The 20358-nt window shown below is 48.5% G+C and carries 13 protein-coding genes; 12 read left to right on the top strand and 1 reads right to left on the bottom strand.

Going from position 1 to position 20358, the window contains the following annotated elements; all coding sequences use genetic code 11:
- The first annotated feature begins 34 nt into the window (after positions 1-34).
- The 6 genes from pth to DWZ44_RS15620 all read left to right on the top strand — a co-directional run bounded on the left by pth (position 35) and on the right by DWZ44_RS15620 (position 8401).
- Positions 35-619 carry an aminoacyl-tRNA hydrolase gene (pth, locus tag DWZ44_RS15645; RefSeq protein ID WP_022462621.1) on the top strand — a complete coding sequence of 195 codons (585 nt, stop codon included), beginning with the start codon at positions 35-37 and terminating at the stop codon, positions 617-619.
- Positions 620-624: 5 nt separating this feature from the next.
- Entirely contained in the window at positions 625-4149 is a 3525-nt protein-coding gene (gene mfd, locus DWZ44_RS15640) for a transcription-repair coupling factor (protein ID WP_117805280.1), read from the top strand.
- A gap of 187 nt (positions 4150-4336) precedes the next feature.
- Positions 4337-5746: a SurA N-terminal domain-containing protein gene (locus DWZ44_RS15635; RefSeq protein WP_117805279.1), complete on the top strand. Its 1410-nt coding sequence runs from the start codon at positions 4337-4339 to the stop codon at positions 5744-5746.
- Between the two features lie 247 nt (positions 5747-5993).
- Positions 5994-6281, top strand: a complete 288-nt coding sequence (locus DWZ44_RS15630) for a hypothetical protein (protein ID WP_055220917.1) — start codon at positions 5994-5996, stop codon at positions 6279-6281.
- Positions 6282-6496: 215 nt separating this feature from the next.
- On the top strand, positions 6497-7381 hold the full coding sequence (locus DWZ44_RS15625; RefSeq protein ID WP_055220913.1) for a homocysteine S-methyltransferase family protein: 885 nt from the start codon (positions 6497-6499) through the stop codon (positions 7379-7381).
- 309 nt (positions 7382-7690) lie between these two features.
- Positions 7691-8401, top strand: coding sequence for an HAD family hydrolase (locus DWZ44_RS15620; RefSeq protein ID WP_117805278.1), 711 nt, complete (start codon positions 7691-7693; stop codon positions 8399-8401).
- A 114-nt stretch (positions 8402-8515) separates the two neighbouring features.
- On the opposite strand, the gene DWZ44_RS15615 is transcribed toward DWZ44_RS15620, so the two are convergent.
- A complete protein-coding gene (locus DWZ44_RS15615) occupies positions 8516-9877 on the bottom strand; it encodes an MATE family efflux transporter (RefSeq protein WP_117805277.1) in 1362 nt (453 codons plus the stop codon).
- Positions 9878-10176: 299 nt separating this feature from the next.
- On the opposite strand from DWZ44_RS15615, the gene DWZ44_RS15610 reads away from it, so the two are divergent.
- The 6 genes from DWZ44_RS15610 to DWZ44_RS15585 all read left to right on the top strand — a co-directional run bounded on the left by DWZ44_RS15610 (position 10177) and on the right by DWZ44_RS15585 (position 20268).
- Positions 10177-11751, top strand: coding sequence for a carboxylesterase/lipase family protein (locus DWZ44_RS15610; RefSeq protein WP_117805276.1), 1575 nt, complete (start codon positions 10177-10179; stop codon positions 11749-11751).
- A 148-nt stretch (positions 11752-11899) separates the two neighbouring features.
- Positions 11900-13471, top strand: coding sequence for an AAA family ATPase (locus DWZ44_RS15605; RefSeq protein ID WP_117805275.1), 1572 nt, complete (start codon positions 11900-11902; stop codon positions 13469-13471).
- 220 nt (positions 13472-13691) lie between these two features.
- A complete protein-coding gene (locus DWZ44_RS19035; RefSeq protein WP_117805274.1) occupies positions 13692-15215 on the top strand; it encodes a response regulator in 1524 nt (507 codons plus the stop codon).
- A 1-nt stretch (position 15216) separates the two neighbouring features.
- Positions 15217-16947 (top strand): sensor histidine kinase, encoded by a 1731-nt coding sequence (locus tag DWZ44_RS15595; RefSeq protein WP_158565935.1) that lies wholly within the window; start codon positions 15217-15219, stop codon positions 16945-16947.
- Positions 16944-18677 carry an extracellular solute-binding protein gene (locus DWZ44_RS15590; RefSeq protein ID WP_117805272.1) on the top strand — a complete coding sequence of 578 codons (1734 nt, stop codon included), beginning with the start codon at positions 16944-16946 and terminating at the stop codon, positions 18675-18677. Before DWZ44_RS15595 ends, DWZ44_RS15590 begins: the two co-directional genes overlap by 4 nt.
- Positions 18678-18954: 277 nt before the next feature.
- Positions 18955-20268, top strand: coding sequence for an extracellular solute-binding protein (locus DWZ44_RS15585; RefSeq protein ID WP_117805271.1), 1314 nt, complete (start codon positions 18955-18957; stop codon positions 20266-20268).
- Positions 20269-20358 lie beyond the last annotated feature (90 nt).

Raw genomic sequence — 20358 nt, 5'->3', positions numbered from 1 at the left:
TGCGCCGGAAAATGGTCTGATGACAGGAGAATTTATGTATATTATAGTAGGTCTGGGAAATCCAACGCGCCAGTACGAAGGGACGAAGCACAATGTCGGATTTGATACCATCGATTATCTGATCGATGAATATCAGATCCCTTCCTCCGGTACAGGCCACAAGGCTCTGTTCGGAAAAGGCATGATCGCAGGTCAGAAGGTTATCGTTGCAAAGCCGATGACATATATGAACCTGAGCGGTGAGTCCGTGCGGGAGCTGGTGAACTATTACAAAGTGGATCCGGAGAGCGAGCTGATCGTGGTTTACGATGATATCAGCCTGGCGCCGGGACAGATCCGTATCCGCAAAAAAGGAAGCGCGGGCGGCCACAATGGCATCAAAAACATCATCGCTAATCTTGGCACCGACCATTTTATGCGTGTGAAGGTCGGCGTCGGTGAGAAACCGAAAAACTGGGATCTGGCGGACTACGTGTTAAGTCCGTTTACGAAAGACGAACGTCCCCTTGTAAATCTGGCGATCGAGCATGCGGCAAAAGCAATCGAGCAGATGCTGAACGGGGATGTGGACGCAGCCATGAACGAGTATAACCGCAAATCTGCAAACCCGGCAGAGTAAGGAAAATGAAAGCGTTATTAGAACCGATCAAAGAAATTGCCCGTTTTGACGAGCTGTTCCGTGATCTGAAAAAAGGAACCGCAGGTGTGACGGTGATCTCGGGCTGTCTGGAAAGCCAGAAAGCCCATATGATCGCAGGTCTCTCCGAGGATGCCCCGGTGCGGCTTCTGATCGCGGAAAATGAATTAAAAGCAAAAGAATTATATGAGGATTACCGGCTGTACGATGCGGAGACGCTGTATTATCCGGCGAAGGACCTGATTTTCTATCAGGCAGACATTCACGGAAATCTGCTGATCCGGCAGCGGCTTCAGGTGATCCAGGCACTTCTTGAGCGGAAGGAAGTTACCATCATCACCAGTGTAGGGGGATGTATGGACTTTCTTCTGCCTCTTGGCGTGTTCGAAAAACATTGCATCCATCTGCGCAATGACAGCGAACTCGATCTGGATAAAATAAGAAAAGAGCTGGTGCGGCTCGGCTATGAGAGTACCTTTCAGGTGGAGTCGACCGGCCAGTTTTCCGTCCGCGGCGGCATTCTCGATATTTATCCGCTGACGGAACAGAACCCGATCCGGATTGAGCTATGGGGCGATGAGATAGATTCCATCCGAAGCTTCGATGCGGAGAGCCAGCGGTCGATTGAAAACCTCGAGGAAATCATAATCTATCCGGCATCGGAGCTGATTTTAACAGAGAATACGATTGCGCGCGGTGTGAAAGCGATTAAAAAAGAGGCGAAAGCGCAAAGCACAAAATTCCGCGACAAAATGATGACAGAGGAAGCGGCAAGGATCCGCCATGCAGCAGAAGAAATCTGCGACCAGATCGGAGAAGGCGAAATTCTGCAGGGAGCCGAACAGTATCTTCACTATTTTTATCCGGAGACCGTCTCGTTTCTTGAGTATCTGCCGGAGAACAGCCGCATTTTCCTCGATGAGCCGAACCGCATCATCGAGTGTGCCGATGCGCTGGAAGCAGAATTTCAGGAGAGCGTGAGCCACCGTCTCGAAAAGGGATACCTCCTGCCGGGACAGGCGAAGCTGATGTGCAGTACGGCGGAGCTTGTGGCAAAACTAAACCGCCGCGGCTGTGTTGCCGTATCGCTGATGGAGCCGCAGAAGGGCGAGTGGAATATCCGTGACGAATTCAGTGTGACGGTGAAATCGGTCAATTCGTATAACAATCAGTTCCCGCTTCTGGTAAAAGATCTGAAATCCTGGAAAAAAGCGGGTTACCGTATTGTACTGGCGAGTCCGTCGCGGACGCGGGCGCAGCATCTGGCAGAGGACCTGCAGAATGAGGAGATTCCGGCCTTCTACAGCGAGAATGAGGAGCGTGTTCTGAAACCGGGCGAGGTCATGCTGATCCACGGCGCGGCCCGCAGAGGCTTTGAATATCCGATGCAGAAATTTGTGCTGATTACAGAGACGGATATTTTTGGAAAAGAGAAGAAGAAAAACCGGAAGAAATCGGAGTATTCCGGTCAGAAAATCCAGAATTTTGCGGATCTATCGATCGGTGACTATGTCGTGCATGAGAGCCACGGTCTTGGTATTTACCGCGGTATCGAAAAAATTGAGATGGACCGCGTAACGCGTGACTACATGAAAATCGAGTATGCGGGCGGATCGAACCTCTATGTGCTGGCCACCCAGTTCGATACGCTGCAGAAGTATGCGTCCGGCGAAGCTGCAAAGGTACCGAAGCTGAATAAAATCGGCGGTCAGGAATGGAATAAAACGAAAACACGGGTTCGCCATGCGGTAAAAAATATTGCACAGGATCTCGTGAAGCTGTATGCCGAGCGGCAGGCGTCATCCGGCTATCCGTTCGGAAAGGATACGATCTGGCAGAAGGAATTTGAGGAACTGTTTCCGTTTGAGGAAACGGACGATCAGCTTGCGGCGATTGAGGCGACAAAGGCGGATATGGAGAGCAAAAAGATTATGGACCGCCTGATCTGCGGCGATGTCGGATACGGCAAGACCGAGGTTGCGATCCGTGCAGCGTTTAAGGCAGTGCAGGAGAGCAAACAGGTCGTCTACCTCGTTCCGACCACCATTCTGGCACAGCAGCATTACAATACATTTGTCGAGCGCATGAAGGATTTCCCGGTGCGCGTTGATCTTCTGTGCCGTTTCCGCACACCGGCCGAGCAGAAAAAAACGCTGGAGGATCTGAAAAAAGGACTCGTGGACATTGTCATCGGAACACACCGCGTTCTGTCGAAAGATGTGAAGTTCAAAGATCTTGGCCTTCTGATTGTCGATGAGGAGCAGCGGTTCGGCGTGACGCATAAAGAAAAAATCAAGCAGCTACAAAAAAATGTGGATGTTCTGACACTGACGGCGACGCCGATTCCACGTACCATGCACATGAGCCTGATCGGCATCCGCGATATGAGTGTGCTCGAGGAAGCACCGCAGGATCGTCAGCCGATCCAGACCTTTGTCTGTGAATACAATGAAGAAATGGTCCGCGAGGCGATTAACCGTGAGCTGGCGCGGGGTGGGCAGGTTTACTATGTCTATAACCGTGTCCAGTCGATTGCGGATATGGCGAACACGATTCAGAAGCTCGTGCCGGATGCAAATGTAGGCTTTGCGCACGGACAGATGAAAGAGCGTGAGCTGGAAAAGATCATGTACGGCTTTATCAACGGAGAGATCGATGTGCTCGTGTCAACAACGATCATTGAGACAGGACTCGATATTTCGAATGTCAATACCATGATTATCCATGATTCCGACCAGATGGGACTGTCACAGCTCTATCAGCTCCGCGGCCGCGTCGGACGGTCGAACCGGACTTCCTACGCATTTCTGATGTACCGCAGAAACAAGATGTTGAAGGAAGTGGCGGAGAAGCGTCTCCATGCGATCCGTGAATTTACGGAGATGGGAAGCGGCTTTAAAATTGCGATGCGTGATCTTGAGATCCGCGGCGCTGGAAATCTGCTGGGCGCGGAGCAGTCAGGCCATATGGAGTCGGTAGGATACGATCTCTACTGTAAAATGCTCGCAGAGGCTGTCCAGGAGGCGAAGGGCATCGCACCGGCAGAGGCGTTCGAGACAACGATTGATCTGAATGTCAGTGCCTATATTCCGGATAGCTACATCAGCAACGAGTCTCTGAAGCTTGACACCTATAAGCGAATTGCGGCGATTGAAAATAAGGAAGAGTATGAGGACATGACGGAGGAGCTGACCGACCGCTTCGGGGAACCGCCGAAAAATGTACAGAATCTTCTGGCTGTTGCAGAACTGAAAGCGCTGGCGCACTGTGCGTATGTGACGGAGCTGAAACAGATGGGCGATTCGGTACGAGTCACCTTACAGCAGCATGCAAAAATCGATGTGGCGCGGATTCCGGAGCTGCTGCAGAAATACCGAGACGAACTGAAATTCCAGATGGAGTCGCTGGCGTTTGTCTACACGCCGCGGCGGAGAAATTCAAAGGAAAAGATCGATCTGCTGGAGAAGAGCCATGCACTGGTGGAAGATCTGCTGCAGATCACGCAGGAGTGAAACACTCGCATACCCCCAAAATCGTGTGAAAAAGGCGTGAACAGGGAAGAAAAAAGTTGCCCTGTATCAGCAAAAAGGGTATAATAGAAAAAGCGTTTATAAAAATCGATGCAGGACCGGAAATTCGAATGTGTAAAAAGAAAAACTCTTTTTGAGCATACATTTCGTCCTGCATGAGGAGGAAGTAATGAAAAATTTAAAAGCAAAAGCAGTCTGCGTTATGCTGAGTGCTTCGATGGCAGCGATGGGACTGACCGGCTGCGGTTCCGACAATGTGGACGGAACAAAAACGGCAGTTACTGTAAATGACGAGTCGATTACACTCGGACAGGCAAATTTCATGCTGAGATATCAGCAGGCAACCATGTACAATTATTATTCCAAGATGTACTCTATGTACGGAATGCAGATGCCGTCTGAGATGTACGACAAGGAAGGCGACGATGGAAAGACTACCGGGGAAACGTTCAAGGAGCAGTCTCTTGATACGATCGAAAAAGAGCTTCTGATGCGGCAGCACGCAGAGGAATACGGAATTTCCCTGACAGACGAGGAAAAACAGCAGGCGAAAGAGGCTGCACAGGCATTCGCAGATAAGAACGGTGACGATGTGATGAAAAAGCTGCACGCAACCGTTGAGGACATCCAGGATGCACTGGAGCTGTATGTTATTCAGACCAGAATTTATGATCCGATCATCGCAGATGTAGATACCGAGGTATCCGATGAAGAGGCAAAGCAGACCTCCATCAGCTACATCACGGTATCCACAGCAGGAACCGAGAAGGATGACGATGGAAAAACGATTGATTTGACGGACGAGGAAAAAGCGGCAAAGAAAGAAATCGCACAGAGATTCCTGGATCTCTTAAAAGAGTCTGAGGATCCGGCAACCGCATCGTTTACCGATCTGCGCAAGGAGCTGAACGATCAGTTAAATGCGGAGAATACCGCAGATTCCACCGATTCTGCCGACAGCTCCGATGAGAGCAGCTCTTCTTCCGATGCTTCCGACACAAGCGCATCCGACGCTTCAAGCGCGAGCACATCGAGCAGTTCCGCCAGCGATTCCTCCTCTGAGGTTTCTTATCTGACCTCTTCCGAGACATCCTTTGGAACCGGATCGGAGAAAGACGATGACGATACCTGTTCTCTTGGAGATAAAGTAGCGGAAGAAGCAGCAAAGCTGAAGGATGGCGAGTATTATGACGGTGTCATCGAAGGCGACGATGCATATTATGTGATCCGTGTAGATAAAGCATTCGACGAGGACAAAACCGAGTCCAGAAGACAGACTATCATTTCCAACCGCAAATCGGATAAGTACAACGATACATTGGATGGATGGGTAAAGGAGAGCGATATCAAGGTCGCATCCAACTGGAAAAAACTTGAAGTAACGGACGCAGATCTGTATACGATGACAGTTGACAGCGCTTCTACAGATTCCACAGATGGAACCACAACCGACAGCACAACAACGGACAGTACCGCAACGGACAGTACAACGTCTGACAGCACGACATCAGGCAGTACCGAAACGACATCGACAAGCAGCACAGGCACTGATTCGACGTCTTCAAGCACTGCAGAATAAAAGCATACGATACAGGACAAACGGCAGCCGGATCCGGGAGAGGGGTCCGGCTGCTGTTTGTGTCTGAAAATATTTTTGAACAAAAAAAAGAAAATAATAGGGAATTTGTAGAGTAAATTGACAATAGTAAGAAGTTCATTTAAAATGAAATTACAACCAGAGTGTATCTCGCAAATTGCGGAAATAATTTTTCAGACACGCTCTAATGTTCAGGCGAAAACGATGTACCAGGAAAGAAGGTGGAGAAATGAAGAAGGCAGTAATTTCCGTACTTGTCGGTACAGCAGTACTGGCTTTCGTTGCGTGTGGAAAAAATGCTGCAACGGAAAACAGTTCCGATTCGGGTGTTTCAACGGTATCGGCATCCTCGCAGGTGGAAAATGGACAGAAAGCAACCCGTGTGAACCAGGGAACAAATTTGTCTCCGGGGTCACCGAAGAATATCCCGTCCGGTGGGGGGAACAGCTCGGGCAGGACACATCATTCGGAGACGCATCATTCGGAGACACATCATTCAGACGCGCATCATGATTGAGAATGTCGTGGTTTGCTGAACATTCGGGAACAGAAACAGACGAAGGGGTATCCAAAACGGATACCTCTTTTTTTACTTGTCGGGAAAACAATACAATGCTATACTGAACATGAATTTGACGCGAAAAGCGCGGCAGGTTCAGAAAAAACAGCCGGGATTTGTCAGTATACGCGGACATGTGCTGCAGGTAACTCGGGCAGAATGGAGAAAAGAAAATGACAAGAGAAGAATTTGAACAGCTTGCCGGAGCAGGTGTCATTTTATTGGATGGCGCAACCGGATCAAATCTGACAAAAGCGGGAATGCCAAAAGGAGTCAGTACAGAGCTTTGGGTTCTGGAGCACCCTGATATTCTGGCAAATTTACAGAAGGCTTACGTGGAGGCGGGAAGCCAGATTGTCTATGCGCCGACCTTTGGTGCAAACAGATTGAAATTAGCGGATTATGGAAGAGAAAACGAGGTGGAGGAGCTGAACGCACGCCTGGTGGATATCTCGAAAAAAGCGCTTGCCGGAACGGGTGCGCTGATCGCGGGAGATTTTTCCACACCGGGAAAAATGCTGCAGCCAAAAGGCGATCTCTCTTATGAAGAGCTGCTGGAATCCTACACAGAGCAGGTAACAGCGGTAGCAAATGCGGGCGTTGATCTTCTGGTAGCGGAGACGATGCTGAGCGTAGACGAAACGTGTGTCTTTATGGATGCTGCACTTTCTGTCTGCGATCTGCCGATTATGTGTTCTCTGACGCTGGAAGCAGACGGTTCTGCCCTGTTCGGCGGAAACGCTGTGGAAGCAGTTGAGACACTGCAGGAAATGGGAGCATCCGCCGTAGGACTGAACTGCTCGGTCGGACCGGATCAGCTTGAGGCAGTCGTAAATTCCATGAAAAAAGTGGCAAGAGTACCGGTTATCGTAAAACCGAATGCCGGCCTGCCGAAAATCACGCCGACCGGTGAGGCAATCTACAGCATGGATGCGCCGACGTTTGCAAAATATATGAACATTCTGGTAGACGCGGGTGCAGGCATTGTCGGCGGCTGCTGCGGAACGACACCGGAGTATATTCGTCTGGTGAAAGAAATGCTGGATGCGAGAAAGTAAATCAAAGATTACAATTCGCAGGAAACTGTGAGATGTAATGAATTCCCCTGTTGCGGACAAAATCTGTACAGGGGAATTTTTTGCGTTACCAGAAACTTCGTTGAATTTTCCGATAAAGTAAAAAGCCCTCCTGGCAGGATTCTTTCTTACAGAAAGCAAGACAAAACAGGTTTCAACGATCTGGTCTGATGGAAAGCCCGGGTGGAGAAAAAAGATAGGAAGTCTGGAAAAAAGACATGGAATTGTGGAGAAAAGTCTGGTAGAATACGTGTCGTGTGGAAAACTTTCCGTAAGAAAGGATGATGAAGGATGTATCAGAATTATATTTTTGATTTATATGGAACTCTGGTAGATATACATACGAATGAAAAGAAAGCGTATCTCTGGAAAAAAATGAGCCTGTTCTTCGGCATGAAAGGGGCCGCCTATGAGCCGAAAGAACTCCGGATGGCGTATGAGACAAAAATCAAAGAGCAGGAAGCTGCGCTTAAAATGGAATGCCGCGGCAGCCATGTACCGGAAATCGACATTGCGGATGTGTTCCGGCAGCTGTTTGAGGATCAAGCTGTTTCGGTAACGGAAAAAGAAATTGCAGATCTGGCGAAAATGTTCCGTGCGATTTCGATAGAAGAACTGAAACTGTTCCCCGGCGTGCCGGAAATGCTGCAGCGTTTAAAAGACGCAGGAAAGAAGGTTTTTCTGCTGTCCAACGCACAGGCGCTTTTCACCGCGCCGGAAATTTCCCTGCTCGGCCTTACGAAATACTTTGACGGAATCCTGCTCTCATCGGATGCCGGTGTGAAAAAGCCGGATCCGGCGTTTTATGAGATGCTGCTGAAGCAGTATCACCTCGATCCGGCAGAATGCCTGATGACAGGAAATGACGACATCGCTGACTGCCACGGTGCAGCCTCTGCCGGAATCGCAAGCTGTTACGTGGCAACGCGCCAGTCACCGAAAATCAATGGTCCGCTGCCGGAAAACTGTGAGAAGATCGCGGCGATTGCAGAGTTGTTCTGATTAAAGAGCATTCAGCAGCACTCCTGAAAAAATAATGCGAAAAAAGGGGCTGTCGCACTACGTTCATTTTCTTAGTGCGACAGCCCCTTTTGCTTATGTCCGGAAAGGAATCCTTCAGTTTTTCCGCATTCCTTTATCCCATCGGAATTTCCGATAGCAGGCATAAATCAGAACACTGCATACCAGCCATCCCGCCGGATAACCAAGTGCAATCGGAATGATGGAATCAAATATATGAGACATCACAAACAGGTAAATCTGGCGGAACACGACGAAGCTTCCGAGCATTACGATCATTGGTGTTCTGGTGTCTCCTGCGCCACGCAGGACGTTAGAATAAACCTGGTTGACGCAGCAGAGAATGTAGAACGGGGAGAGGAGATACAGGAACAGGGTTCCGTAACGAATCACAGCTGCCTCCTGGTTAAACAGATAGACCATTTGCGGAGCGAAAATCAGCAGAGGAATCATCATCACAATGGTTACAAGCTCAGCAAGCAGGAATGCGGTTGTAGCACCCTTCTTTGCACGGTCAATGTAGCTGGCACCGACGTTCTGTCCGGTGAAGGTGGTCGAAGCAAGACCAACACTCATCATCGGCAGCATCATAAACTGGTCGATTTTCATGCAGGCACTCCAGCCTGCCATAACATCCGAGCCGAATACATTGATATAGGACTGCACGAAAACGTTGGAAACGGAAGTCACCATCTGCTGGATCGCTGCCGGCAGTCCGACGCAGACGATGCGGTACAGCAAAGACCAGTCCATGCAGAGCTTTTTCCAACAGATGCGGTATGGGCCGTCTGTTGTGGTCAGCACATACAGCGTCAGAACCGCCGAAAGGCACTGTGCAATAACGGTTGCAAGCGCCACACCCTCGATTCCCATGCCGAAGGAAACGACAAACAAAAGATCGAGCACGGTATTGACAACAGCGGAAAAAATCAGGAAATACAGCGGATGACGGGAATCGCCGACAGCGCGGAGAACGCCGGAGCCCATGTTGTAGAACATCAGACCGGCAACACCGCCAAAGTAAATTTTAAGATACGTTGCCGACTCACGGATGACGTCGTTCGGCGTACTCATCATGCGGAGCATGTACGGTGTAATGAAGATGCCGAGAATAGTAAAGACAATAGAGAGAAAAAATGTCATCACCAGTGTCGTGCTGACGGTGCGGCTGACCTTTTCATCCGCCTTTGCGCCATAATACTGAGAGATAATGACACCGGCACCGGTGGAAAGTCCCATGAAAAAGCCGATCAGAGAATTGATGATCGGACCGACGGAGCCGACGGCGGCGAGTGCTTCCTTGCCGACAAAGTTGCCGACAACGATGCTGTCAACGGTGTTGTAAAGCTGCTGGAAGAGATTTCCGGCCATCAGCGGAAGCGAGAAGAGAAGAAGCTGTTTCCAGATAGAGCCCTGGGTCATATCGCGGGCTTTGCTCTTTTGTACTGTTTTCGTCATAGTAGTCCCCTTTTTTACGTTGATTTTACCTTCTTTTTTATTGTAGCACTTTGAAGTTGTGATGGAAATATCAGTTTTTGACGCGATTTTCGGACTTTATTGATATAAACAGCCGAAAATAAAAGTGAAAAGAATTGTTTCTGAAAAAATTGTCTGGTATAATAAGGAGCAGATGCGTAAATGCAAAAACAACAGATGCTTCAAAGACCGGTGCAAAAACGGAAAGATCAGGGGGATTTTGCGGTGGTTTTTTGGAAACTGCGCGTCACAGAACAGGATAGAAAGAAGGTAACTGAAATATGGGAGATTATTTTGTATGCAGTAAAACAGATCCGGTAGTAGAGACAAAAGCAGGAAAGGTACGCGGTTTCCGACTGAACACGACGTATGCCTTTCATGGAATCCATTACGCCGAGGCGGATCGTTTCCAGATGCCGCAGCCGGTGAAACCGTGGAAAGGAATCAAAAATGCACTGGCATACGGCTATGTATGCCCGCTTTTAAAGCAGGATGAGCCGAACATGGAGGTGCTGGTACCGCATCGCTACTGGCCGCAGGACGAGCATTGCCAGAACCTGAATGTCTGGACACAGAGTCTTGATCCGGGTGCGAAAAAGCCGGTCATGGTATGGCTCCACGGCGGCGGCTTCAGCGCCGGTTCTGCGATTGAGCATGTGGCATATGAGGGGGATCACTTAAGCGAGTTCGGTGATGTCGTTGTTGTTTCCGTGAACCATCGGCTGAATATCCTCGGTTATCTCGATCTTTCGCCGTTTGGCGAAAAATACAAAAATTCTGCGAATGCAGGAAACGCAGATATGGTAGCTGCATTGCAGTGGGTACATGACAATATCGCGGCATTCGGCGGAGACCCGGAGAATGTTACGATTTTCGGTCAGTCCGGCGGCGGTATGAAGGTGGCAACGCTGATGAATACGCCGGCAGCAGACGGCCTGTTCCAGAAGGGTATCATCGAGAGCGGTGTTTATGAGGCAAAGGTTTATCAGAAAGAGGACGGAGACGGCACCGCGATTGTGAAGGCTCTGTTAAAAGAACTGAATCTGGACGAGTCCGAGGTGGAGAAGCTTGAGACGATCCCGTATTATGAGCTGTCAAATGCGTACAATAAAGTTGAGGCAGAGGTTGCTGCGAAAGGCTGCTATATCGGACAGGGACCGATGGAGAATGGCTGGTTCCGCGGAAATCCGATCAAGTGCGGATTTACGGATCACGCTAAAACGATTCCTGTGCTGGCAGGAACCAACATCGGTGAGTTTGATTTTGGACCGGTTGTGCCGGGAAAACATGAGATGAACCGTGAGGAACAGATTGCGTTCCTGACGAGAAAATATGGTGATGCAACGCCGGAGCTGATTTCTCTTTTTGAAAAAGCATATCCGGACAAAACAATTGTGGATCTGTGGTCTGTGGATACGTTCTTCCGTCCGGACACGATCGAATTCATTCGTCAGAAATCGGAGTTTACAGAAGCGCCGACTTATTCCTATCAGTTTACCTATGAATTCCCGATCGATGGCGGAAAAGCCGCATGGCATTGTGCCGAGATTCCGTTCGTATTCCATAACATCGACCGCATCGCCGTATGCAATGTCCCGGGCGAAACAGACCGTCTGCAGGAGCGTATGGCCACCGCCTGGATCAACTTTGCCCGCTACGGAAGTCCGGAAACCCCATCCCTCCCGAACTGGCCGGCATGCACCCCAGGGGATGAAGCAACCATGATTTTCGACAGAACCTGTGAAATCCGCCGCAACTTCGATCACGAGCTGGTGAAAAAATTGGTGGAAACCGAGTATAACCCGATGACACCGGTTGTGGAAGACGAGGAAGAGGACGCGTTCTTTATTCATTAATTAATTGACTCATAGCAATCCCAGAAAAAACAGCCAGAATGTTTTGCCTCAGTTAAAAACATTCTGGCATTTTTCAACTTATGCTAAATTGAACTTAAGGCAAGAATATCGTATGATAGAGGTAGAAAGAGAAAGGCGCAGGTGGAATATGGGAGTTTATCTGAATCCGGGAAATGAAAAATTTGCAAAAGCGGTTCAGTCCGAAATTTATGTGGATAAAACAGGGCTGATCGAGTATACCAATCAGGTGATTAATACTGTGCAGAGATATGTCTGTGTCAGCCGTCCGCGGCGCTTTGGAAAATCTATGACGGCGGATATGCTGACGGCTTATTATGGGAAGGAATGCGATTCCAGAGAACTTTTTTCTGGATTGAAAATTTCTCAAAATGCTGTATTTGGACAGCACTTAAATCAATATCCTACGATTTTTTTGAATATGCAGGAATTTCTGAGCCGGAGCAAGGAAATTGGCCAGGTGATTGACCGTGTTCGAAGAATGCTGCTGCGGGAACTGAAAAACAGTTATCCGGACGTGGACTACTTTGACGATACGGATCTGGTAGAATCGCTGCAGGATATTTATGCGGCAACAAAACAGTCGTTTGTCATTATCATTGATGAATGGGACTGTGTTTTCCGGGAATATCAGCAGGATAAAAAAGCACAGGAAGAGTATCTTGATTTCCTGCGGGATTTTCTGAAAGATAAGGTTTACGTAGCACTTGCCTATCTGACGGGTATTCTGCCGATCAAAAAATATGGAACCCATTCTGCACTGAATATGTTTGATGAATTTACAATGCTTGATCCAGGGCCGCTCGCAGAATATGTAGGATTTACGGAGCAGGAAGTAGAAGAACTCTGCGGCCGGTATCAGATGGATCTGGCAGAAATTAAAAACTGGTATGACGGCTATTCGTTCCCGGGAGAAAGTTCGGTTTACAGCCCGCGTTCGGTTGTCAATGCCATGCGATTCCGGAAAATCGGCAATTACTGGAATCAGACAGAAACATTTGAAGCACTACAGTGGTATATTGATCTGAATTTTGACGGCCTGCGGGATGACGTACTGCAGATGATGGCAGGGAAAAAGATTCCGGTGAACACGGGCAGTTTTACGAATGATATGACAACTTTCCGGACAGAGGATGATGTGCTGACACTGCTGATTCATCTTGGATATCTTGGTTATGAGGAACAGAATAAATATGTTTTTATTCCGAATGCCGAGGTACAGTCAGAATATGCCAGTGCGGTAACCGTTTCCCAATGGGGAGATATTTCAAAGGCACTGAAAAATTCCGCAGATCTTCTGCAGGCTGTGTGGGAAAAACAGGAAACACAGGTAGCAGAGGGAATTCGGCTGGCACATTTTGAAACGTCACAGCTTCAGTACAATGATGAAAATGCGTTGAGCTATACGATTTCACTGGCGCTGTATGCAGCACGGAATTTTTACACGGTTTACCGTGAACTGCCTGGGGGAAAAGGGTTTGCGGATCTTGTTTTCGTACCAAGAAAAAGATACCAGGACAAACCGGCGCTGGTTGTAGAACTGAAATGGGACAAAACAGCAGAGGGTGCGCTTGCGCAGATTAAGGACAAAGAATATTGCAGAAGTCTGGAAGAATATCAGGGAAACTTGCTTCTGGTAGGAATTAATTATAATAAAAAGACAAAAGAACATGTTTGCAGAATTGAGGAATATCAGAAGTAAAAGGGAGAGGACGAAGGCCTGATTCGGGACAGGATGAGTGGTGTCCTGAAATCATGTAATAGAAAAACCAGAGTCGGATGAGAATGTTTTCACCGGCTCTGGTTTTGCGTTTCCGGTAACGGTTTTGAGCGGTAAATGCTATGCAATTCTGCCGCGGGAATGGTATAATAAAACCAGTATGCGCCGCTTTAGGCAGGCTGCTTAGAAAGAGGATCGATGCATGTACACATATCTGATTGTAGATGATGAAATGATAGAGCGAAAGGGCATTCGGATGCTGCTTTCGCGGATGAATATCCGGGAGAATATTCTGGAGGCCTCCAATGGAGAGGAAGCGCTGGAGGTGTTTGAAAAAGAGAAAATTGACGTACTGCTGACCGACATCAATATGCCGTTCATGGATGGAATTGAGCTTCTTTCCCGGATTCATGAGGCGTATCCGGGGACGGAAACGGTGATTTTCAGCGGGTATGATGAGTTTTCCTACGCAAAAAAGGCAATTTCCTACGGTGTTTCCGCCTATATTTTAAAACCGGTCAACCCGGAAGAATTTGAAAAGGTGGTTGGTGAAATCACGGAAAAGCTTGCAAAGAGTGAGCGTGAGGAAAAACGGAAGGACGAAAGTATGGAGTTTCTGCGGGAGCATCTGCTGTATCTGATGGTCAATGGTCAGAGCCGCAGCGCAATGCAGGAGAAAACACAGACGCTTCTCGATATGAGCTTTGTCCGGGATTTTTGCCGTATGGTACTGCTGGAGTGTGCCAACAACTATTTTGAACAGGTAAACAGCGAACAGATTGAAAAGATGCAGAGCGATTTGCAGATGCCGTTTCACTATCTGAACCTGAACCCACAGCAGTCCATCCTGTTTTTTAGCGAGGAGCCGGATGGCGGCTGGGAAGCGTTCGGACGGAAGCTGTACCATTATATTCGTGAAATGTGGGACCAGGAATGCTTTCTGGCCGTGTCGGGCGAGATCACGCCGGACGGTGAGCTTTACGATGCATTTGCACAGACGGAGCAGCTCATGGAGCGGCGCTTTTATCACACGGGAAACCATGTTTTTCTTCCTTTTCAGGAGGAGCAGTCCGAGGTGCTGGTGCAGATTGATGCTGAAATCCTGATCCGCCAGATCCAGCAGGACATTCGCATGAAGGATCTGGAGAGCCTGCGTGAACACTTTGACCAGTTCTGCGAAAAGTATGAGCACCAGACGATTTTTTCTCAGATTTACATCAAATTTATGTTTTCCAACTTATTGAAAGAGATTTACGACAATCTCGAGAGAAAAGATGAGCGGGAGCTGGACCGTGAGATCGACGCCCTGTATCACAGCAGCAACATGACCGGTGTGATTCAAGCGGTCCGTATGGGTATTGACCGGCTCGAAACGGTCTTCCGCGCAGACGGCGGTGTTGCGAAACGCAGAGAAGTCGAGCAGATTAAACAGTATATCTGTGAGAACTATTCTGACAGTGGCATGGGTGTTGACCAGCTTGCGCGCGAGGTTGGCATGACACCGAATTATCTGAGCAGCATTTTCAAGAAAAATACAGGAGAAAACCTGAGCCGCTACTTAAAAGGTTTCCGCATGGAGCGTGCGCGGGAGATGCTTGAAAATACGAATGAGAAAATCGGTATAATCTGCGAAAAATGCGGTTTTGTGAATGTGTCCTATTTCTGTCAGAGCTTCCGCGAATATTTTGGAATCAGCCCGCAGAAATACCGGGATCAGGGGGAGTAAGATGACATCATTTGCCGGCAGAATAAAAAAAGCATTTTCAGATATGAAGGTACACCGGAAACTTATCGTGGCTTACGTTCTCACAGGACTTTTCCCAATGTGCCTGATGTTCACACTGTTTTACACCCAGATGCGCCGTGTACTTGTCGAGCGTGAGATCAAAAATCTGCAGACCACCTTTGAGCAGGCAGTGGACGATGTGAATACGGAGCTTGCGCTGCACCAGAGTATGTCGGACTATCTGGCATTCGACCAGACGATTGTTCAGATTATAAAGGCAGAAGACAAAAACAGCTTCGAAGCATACGAGCGCATGGTGAAAGAGTTTGATCCGATGATGGATTCCTTAAGTTATTTTTACCCGGAAATCCGACAATCTACGGTCTATGTGCGTGATTTCGTCATTCCGCACGGCACGTATCTGCGTCCGGCGCAGGAAATTGAAAATGATGAATGGACAGCACCGGCGGACAATGACGTTCACTGGTATGCCGATATGGATCAGGGAACGGTGACGATGGTGCGGTCTATGCCGCTGATTGATGACGGAAAAGGCGGTTTTTTATACATTTCCATGGACTACAGTAAGATTTTTGGCTCCATGGAGCTTGCAGTCAATGAGGATTACGGTGTTTTCGTCTACAATGAGGACAAAGAAGTGCTGTATGAAAATCAGAAGATGACCAGGAATGCGAAATACCAGATGGAATTTTCAGACTTTCAGAAGATACAAAAAAAAGAGAAGCAGAATACAGCGAACTACATTCTCCTGGAAAAGGAGATTGAGCAGAATGGATGGCATGCCGCGTGCTATCTGCCGAAAAAAGGCATCATCAGTCCGATGCAGCCGATTCTTCTGATAGTTCTTCTGATGTGGGCGGGCTGCGTCCTTTTCTCTGCGGTCGTGATTATGAGATTCTCCGGAAATATGGCGCACCGCCTTGAAAAGCTGAAAAAGACGATGGCCGAGGTAGAGGAAGGAAACCTGGAAGTGGAAATGGTTTCTACGGAAAGAGATGAAATCGGTGATCTGACGCGTGGCTTTAATCAGATGCTGTCGCGTATCCGTCAGCTGATTCAGGAAGTCTATGAGAGCCGCATCCGCCAGAAGCAGTATGAAATGACGGCGCTCCGTGCGCAGATTAACCCGCATTTTCTGTATAATTCGTTGTCGCTGATCAACTGGAAAGCATTGGAAATCGGTTCGGATGATATCAGCAAGGCTACGCTGGCGCTTTCGCGGTACTACCGGACTTCTCTGAACAAAGGCAAAAATACGATGTCCATCCGCGAGGAGATCGACAATGTGCGTTCGTATCTGCAGATTCAGGAAATGTTTCACGACTACAGTTTTACGGTCAAAATGGATGTGGCGGAGGATATTCTGGATTACCGTACATTGAACCTGATTCTGCAGCCGCTTGCCGAAAATGCGATTGCACATGGAATTGACCGGCGGCGCGGCAGTGAGCCAGGCGTGATCACAATCAGCGGACGGCGTGACGGAGACTGTGTGGTGCTTTCCGTGGCGGATAATGGCGTTGGCATGGAACAGGAAAAAGCACAGACCATTCTGACGGAGAAGAGCAGCGGCTACGGTGTGCGGAATGTCAATTCCAGGATTCAGCTCGAATACGGAGAAGCGTATGGTCTTTCGATTGAGAGTGAGCCGGGAAAGGGAACGAAAGTGACGGTACGGATTCCGGGTGTGGAAAGGGAGGTACAGGCATGATGCAAAAAAAAATTGCGGCAGGCCTCGCTGTATTGCTGGCAGCGGGAACGATTCTGGGTGGCTGCGGAGAAAGTGGCGCAGCAGGGAATGATTCTGTTTCCGATGCTGCCGGAAATGAGGCTGCGGCTCTTACGGAAGCGAAAACAACGCCGTACGGACGTTACCCGGAAACCATCACGTACACGCTGGCAAAAATGACGGGTGTGAATAATTCCAATCTCCCGGAGGGAGAAACCTATGAGGACAATGCCTATACACGCCTGATCCGCGAAATCATTAATGTACAGAACGAGGATGTTTATGAAAACTACGGTGATACCTATAACGTTGGCATTTCTACCATGATTGCAACAGGAAACATTGCCGATATCATGGTTGTGGATCAGAAAACGATGAATGCCATGCAGAAAAACGATCAGCTTGCCGATCTTACAGAGGTTTATGCAAATTGTGCCAGCGACCGTATCAAGGATATTTATGCAAGCTACGGTGAGGAGATTCTGCAGGGCTGTACCTTTGACGGAAAGCTGATGGCATTCCCGGAAACCAACATTTCGGACGGTCCGAATCTTCTCTGGGTGCGGAAGGACTGGATGGAAAAACTGGGACTTTCCGTACCGGAAACGATCGATGATGTGAAACATATTGCGTTGACGTTTGCAGAGGAGAATCCGGCAAACCAGGAGATGAGTAACATCGGCCTTGCAGTCAGCACAACTCTGTACGGCGGCACGGGCATTTCTTCGGAATACGGCATGAATCTTATTTTTGCCTCATTTGGTGCATATCCGGGAAGATGGCTGACGGATGCGGAAGGAATGCCGGTTTATGGTTCCGTTCAGCCCAATGTAAAAGACGCACTTGGCATGCTGGCCGACTGGTACCAGGAGGGCGTCCTTGACCGGGACTTTTTGATCCGCACACAGGATGACATTGCCGATCTCATTGCCCAGGGACGCTGCGGCATTTTCTTCGCACCGTGGTGGGCACCGAACAATCCGCTCTGGCGCTGTCATGAGACGGATCCGGAGGCCGACTGGCAGCCGTTTCTGATTCGGACCGGGAAGGATGGAAGTGTGCGGTACTGCAACGAAAAGCTGACCGGAAATTATGTGGTAGTGCGAAAAGGGTATGAATATCCGGAGATTGTGCCGAAGATTCTGTCGGTGATGTTTGATTATATGCGTTATTCCTACGATGATCCAAGGGGAGAATTTCAGCAATATTATACGGGAAATATCGATCCGACGGCACGCCCCTTAGCAATCAATCTCGACTATAATCAGGCACTGACGATCTGTTACGAAAATCTGCAGGCGGCACTGAACGGGGAAAAATCGGAGGATGAGCTGGAGATTCTGGAAAGATCGTTCGAAAAGGTATGCCGCGCCTATCTGGAGAACCCGAAAACAGCGAGTGCGGAGGAGTGGAGCGCGTATTTATCCCGTATCAAAGCCTGCTCGCTTTTGAGCGACGAAAAGATTCAAAGAGTGAATACGATTTATCCGACCCGGACGAAGACCACAGAAGCATATCGTTACACCTTAAAAGAACTGGAGTCGGAGACCTTTTTAAAAATTATCCGGGGTGAGTCTGAGCTTTCTGCTTTTAACGAATTTGTAAAAGAGTGGCAGGAGGAAGGCGGAAATGAGATCATTCAGGAGATGATTCAGGAAAGGAAAAGCCTGAATTCACAGGAAGAACAGAAGACAGAAGAAAAAGCAGAATAAAAAACAGAAGAAGAGGCAGGACGCACCGGGAAAACGGTGCGCTGTCTCTTTTTGGGTTGCGGAAAAGAATCCTGCGGCTTGCGGAAATGAGTTTTCGGATATGCACTGGTGTAGAAATGTAACGTAGAAATCCAACATAGATCATAGATTCTTGATATTTCAGGAAAATCCGCCGAATGCTATAATAAAATCAACAAGAACGAGAGATACCAAGCAGCAAATGCGATATGACAGCAGACGTTCCAGAAAGAAAAATCATACAAGGAGGATTTTCAATATGAAAAAGAAAGTAGTATCTATTATGATGACCGCAGCACTTGCAGTTGGCATGCTGGCAGGATGCGGAAACAGCGACAGCGGTTCTTCGAATGCCGCTTCCGGAAACGATTCCAAGAGCACATCTGAGGCAGGAAGCACAAGCACATCTGCTTCCGGCGCAGCAGAGGAAGAGGAAATTACCACAACTCTTACCGTATGGTCTCCGTCAGAGGATCAGGCAAGCGACAGCGGTGAGTGGCTGCAGACCATGTGCAATCAGTTTGCAGAGGAGCATCCATCCTGGCACATCACCTTCGATTACGGCGTATGCGCAGAGAGCGATGCAAAAGATACCGTAACACAGGACGTGGAAGGTGCAGCAGATGTTTACATGTTTGCAAACGACAACCTGACATCCCTGATCGCTGCAAACGGAATTTCCAAACTCGGCGGACAGACAGCAGAGGATGTAAAAAAGAACAACTCTCAGGCAATTGTGGATTCTGTATCCGTTGACGGCGATATCTACGGTGTACCATTCACCACAAACACCTGGTTTATGTATTATGATAAATCCGCATTCACAGAGGATGAAGTGAAAAACCTGGATACCATGATTGCAAAAGACAAGATTTCCTTCCCGATTACAAACTCCTGGTACATTGCTTCCTTCTACGTAGCAAACGGCTGTACGCTGTTCGGTGAGGACGGAACAGACGAGGCAGCAGGCGTTGACTTCGAAGGCGACAAAGCAAAAGCAGTAACCGATTACCTGGTTGACCTGGTAAACAATCCGAACTTCGTATCTGATGCAGACGGATCCGGTCTTTCCGGTCTGCGTGACGGTTCTGTAAAAGCAATGTTCTCCGGTTCCTGGGATGCATCCGCAGTTAAAGAGGCACTCGGTGATAATTACGGTGTTGTACAGCTTCCGACCATCACCATCAACGGCGAGGAGAAACAGATGAAATCCTTCTCCGGCTCTAAAGCAATCGGTGTGAATCCGAACTGTGAATATCCGCAGGTTGCAGTTGCTCTTGCAAGATATCTCGGAAGCGCAGATGCTCAGAAAGCACACTATGAAATGAGAAACGTAGTTCCGTGTAACGAAGAGCTGCTTTCCCAGATCACAGACGATGCACTGGTAACTGCTCAGAACGATACCTTCAACAATACTTCTATCATCCAGCCGTTCGTTAAGAATATGAGCAACTACTGGACTCCGGCAGAGAATTTTGGTAAATCTCTGGTCAACGGTGAAGTTACCCATGATAACGCTGCAGAAATGACAGAGAAACTGAACACAAGCATGAATACTTCTGCAGTCGAGTAAGCAAGACAGGCACTGAAGTGTTCGGAAATCAACAGGATTGAAACCACAGGCATTGTCAGACACCAGGATTGACAATGCCTGTCTTTCGGA

It is taken from the genome of Blautia sp. AF32-4BH (assembly GCF_003460565.1).
Classification (GTDB): Bacteria; Bacillota; Clostridia; order Lachnospirales; family Lachnospiraceae; genus Fusicatenibacter; species Fusicatenibacter saccharivorans.
The sequence above is the reverse complement of the archived record's forward strand: the minus strand, read 5'-3'. Positions and strand labels throughout refer to the sequence as shown.

Bases quoted from the DNA above. Each gene is read 5' to 3' on its own strand.
- pth (WP_022462621.1), top strand. From the start codon at position 35: ATGTATATTATAGTAGGTCTGGGAAATCCAACGCGCCAGTACGAAGGG.
- DWZ44_RS15610 (WP_117805276.1), top strand. From the start codon at position 10,177: ATGGGAGATTATTTTGTATGCAGTAAAACAGATCCGGTAGTAGAGACA.
- DWZ44_RS15615 (WP_117805277.1), bottom strand. From the start codon at position 9,877: ATGACGAAAACAGTACAAAAGAGCAAAGCCCGCGATATGACCCAGGGC.
- DWZ44_RS15625 (WP_055220913.1), top strand. From the start codon at position 6,497: ATGACAAGAGAAGAATTTGAACAGCTTGCCGGAGCAGGTGTCATTTTA.
- DWZ44_RS15635 (WP_117805279.1), top strand. From the start codon at position 4,337: ATGAAAAATTTAAAAGCAAAAGCAGTCTGCGTTATGCTGAGTGCTTCG.
- DWZ44_RS19035 (WP_117805274.1), top strand. From the start codon at position 13,692: ATGTACACATATCTGATTGTAGATGATGAAATGATAGAGCGAAAGGGC.
- DWZ44_RS15585 (WP_117805271.1), top strand. From the start codon at position 18,955: ATGAAAAAGAAAGTAGTATCTATTATGATGACCGCAGCACTTGCAGTT.
- DWZ44_RS15620 (WP_117805278.1), top strand. From the start codon at position 7,691: ATGTATCAGAATTATATTTTTGATTTATATGGAACTCTGGTAGATATA.
- DWZ44_RS15590 (WP_117805272.1), top strand. From the start codon at position 16,944: ATGATGCAAAAAAAAATTGCGGCAGGCCTCGCTGTATTGCTGGCAGCG.
- mfd (WP_117805280.1), top strand. From the start codon at position 625: ATGAAAGCGTTATTAGAACCGATCAAAGAAATTGCCCGTTTTGACGAG.
- DWZ44_RS15595 (WP_158565935.1), top strand. From the start codon at position 15,217: ATGACATCATTTGCCGGCAGAATAAAAAAAGCATTTTCAGATATGAAG.
- DWZ44_RS15630 (WP_055220917.1), top strand. From the start codon at position 5,994: ATGAAGAAGGCAGTAATTTCCGTACTTGTCGGTACAGCAGTACTGGCT.
- DWZ44_RS15605 (WP_117805275.1), top strand. From the start codon at position 11,900: ATGGGAGTTTATCTGAATCCGGGAAATGAAAAATTTGCAAAAGCGGTT.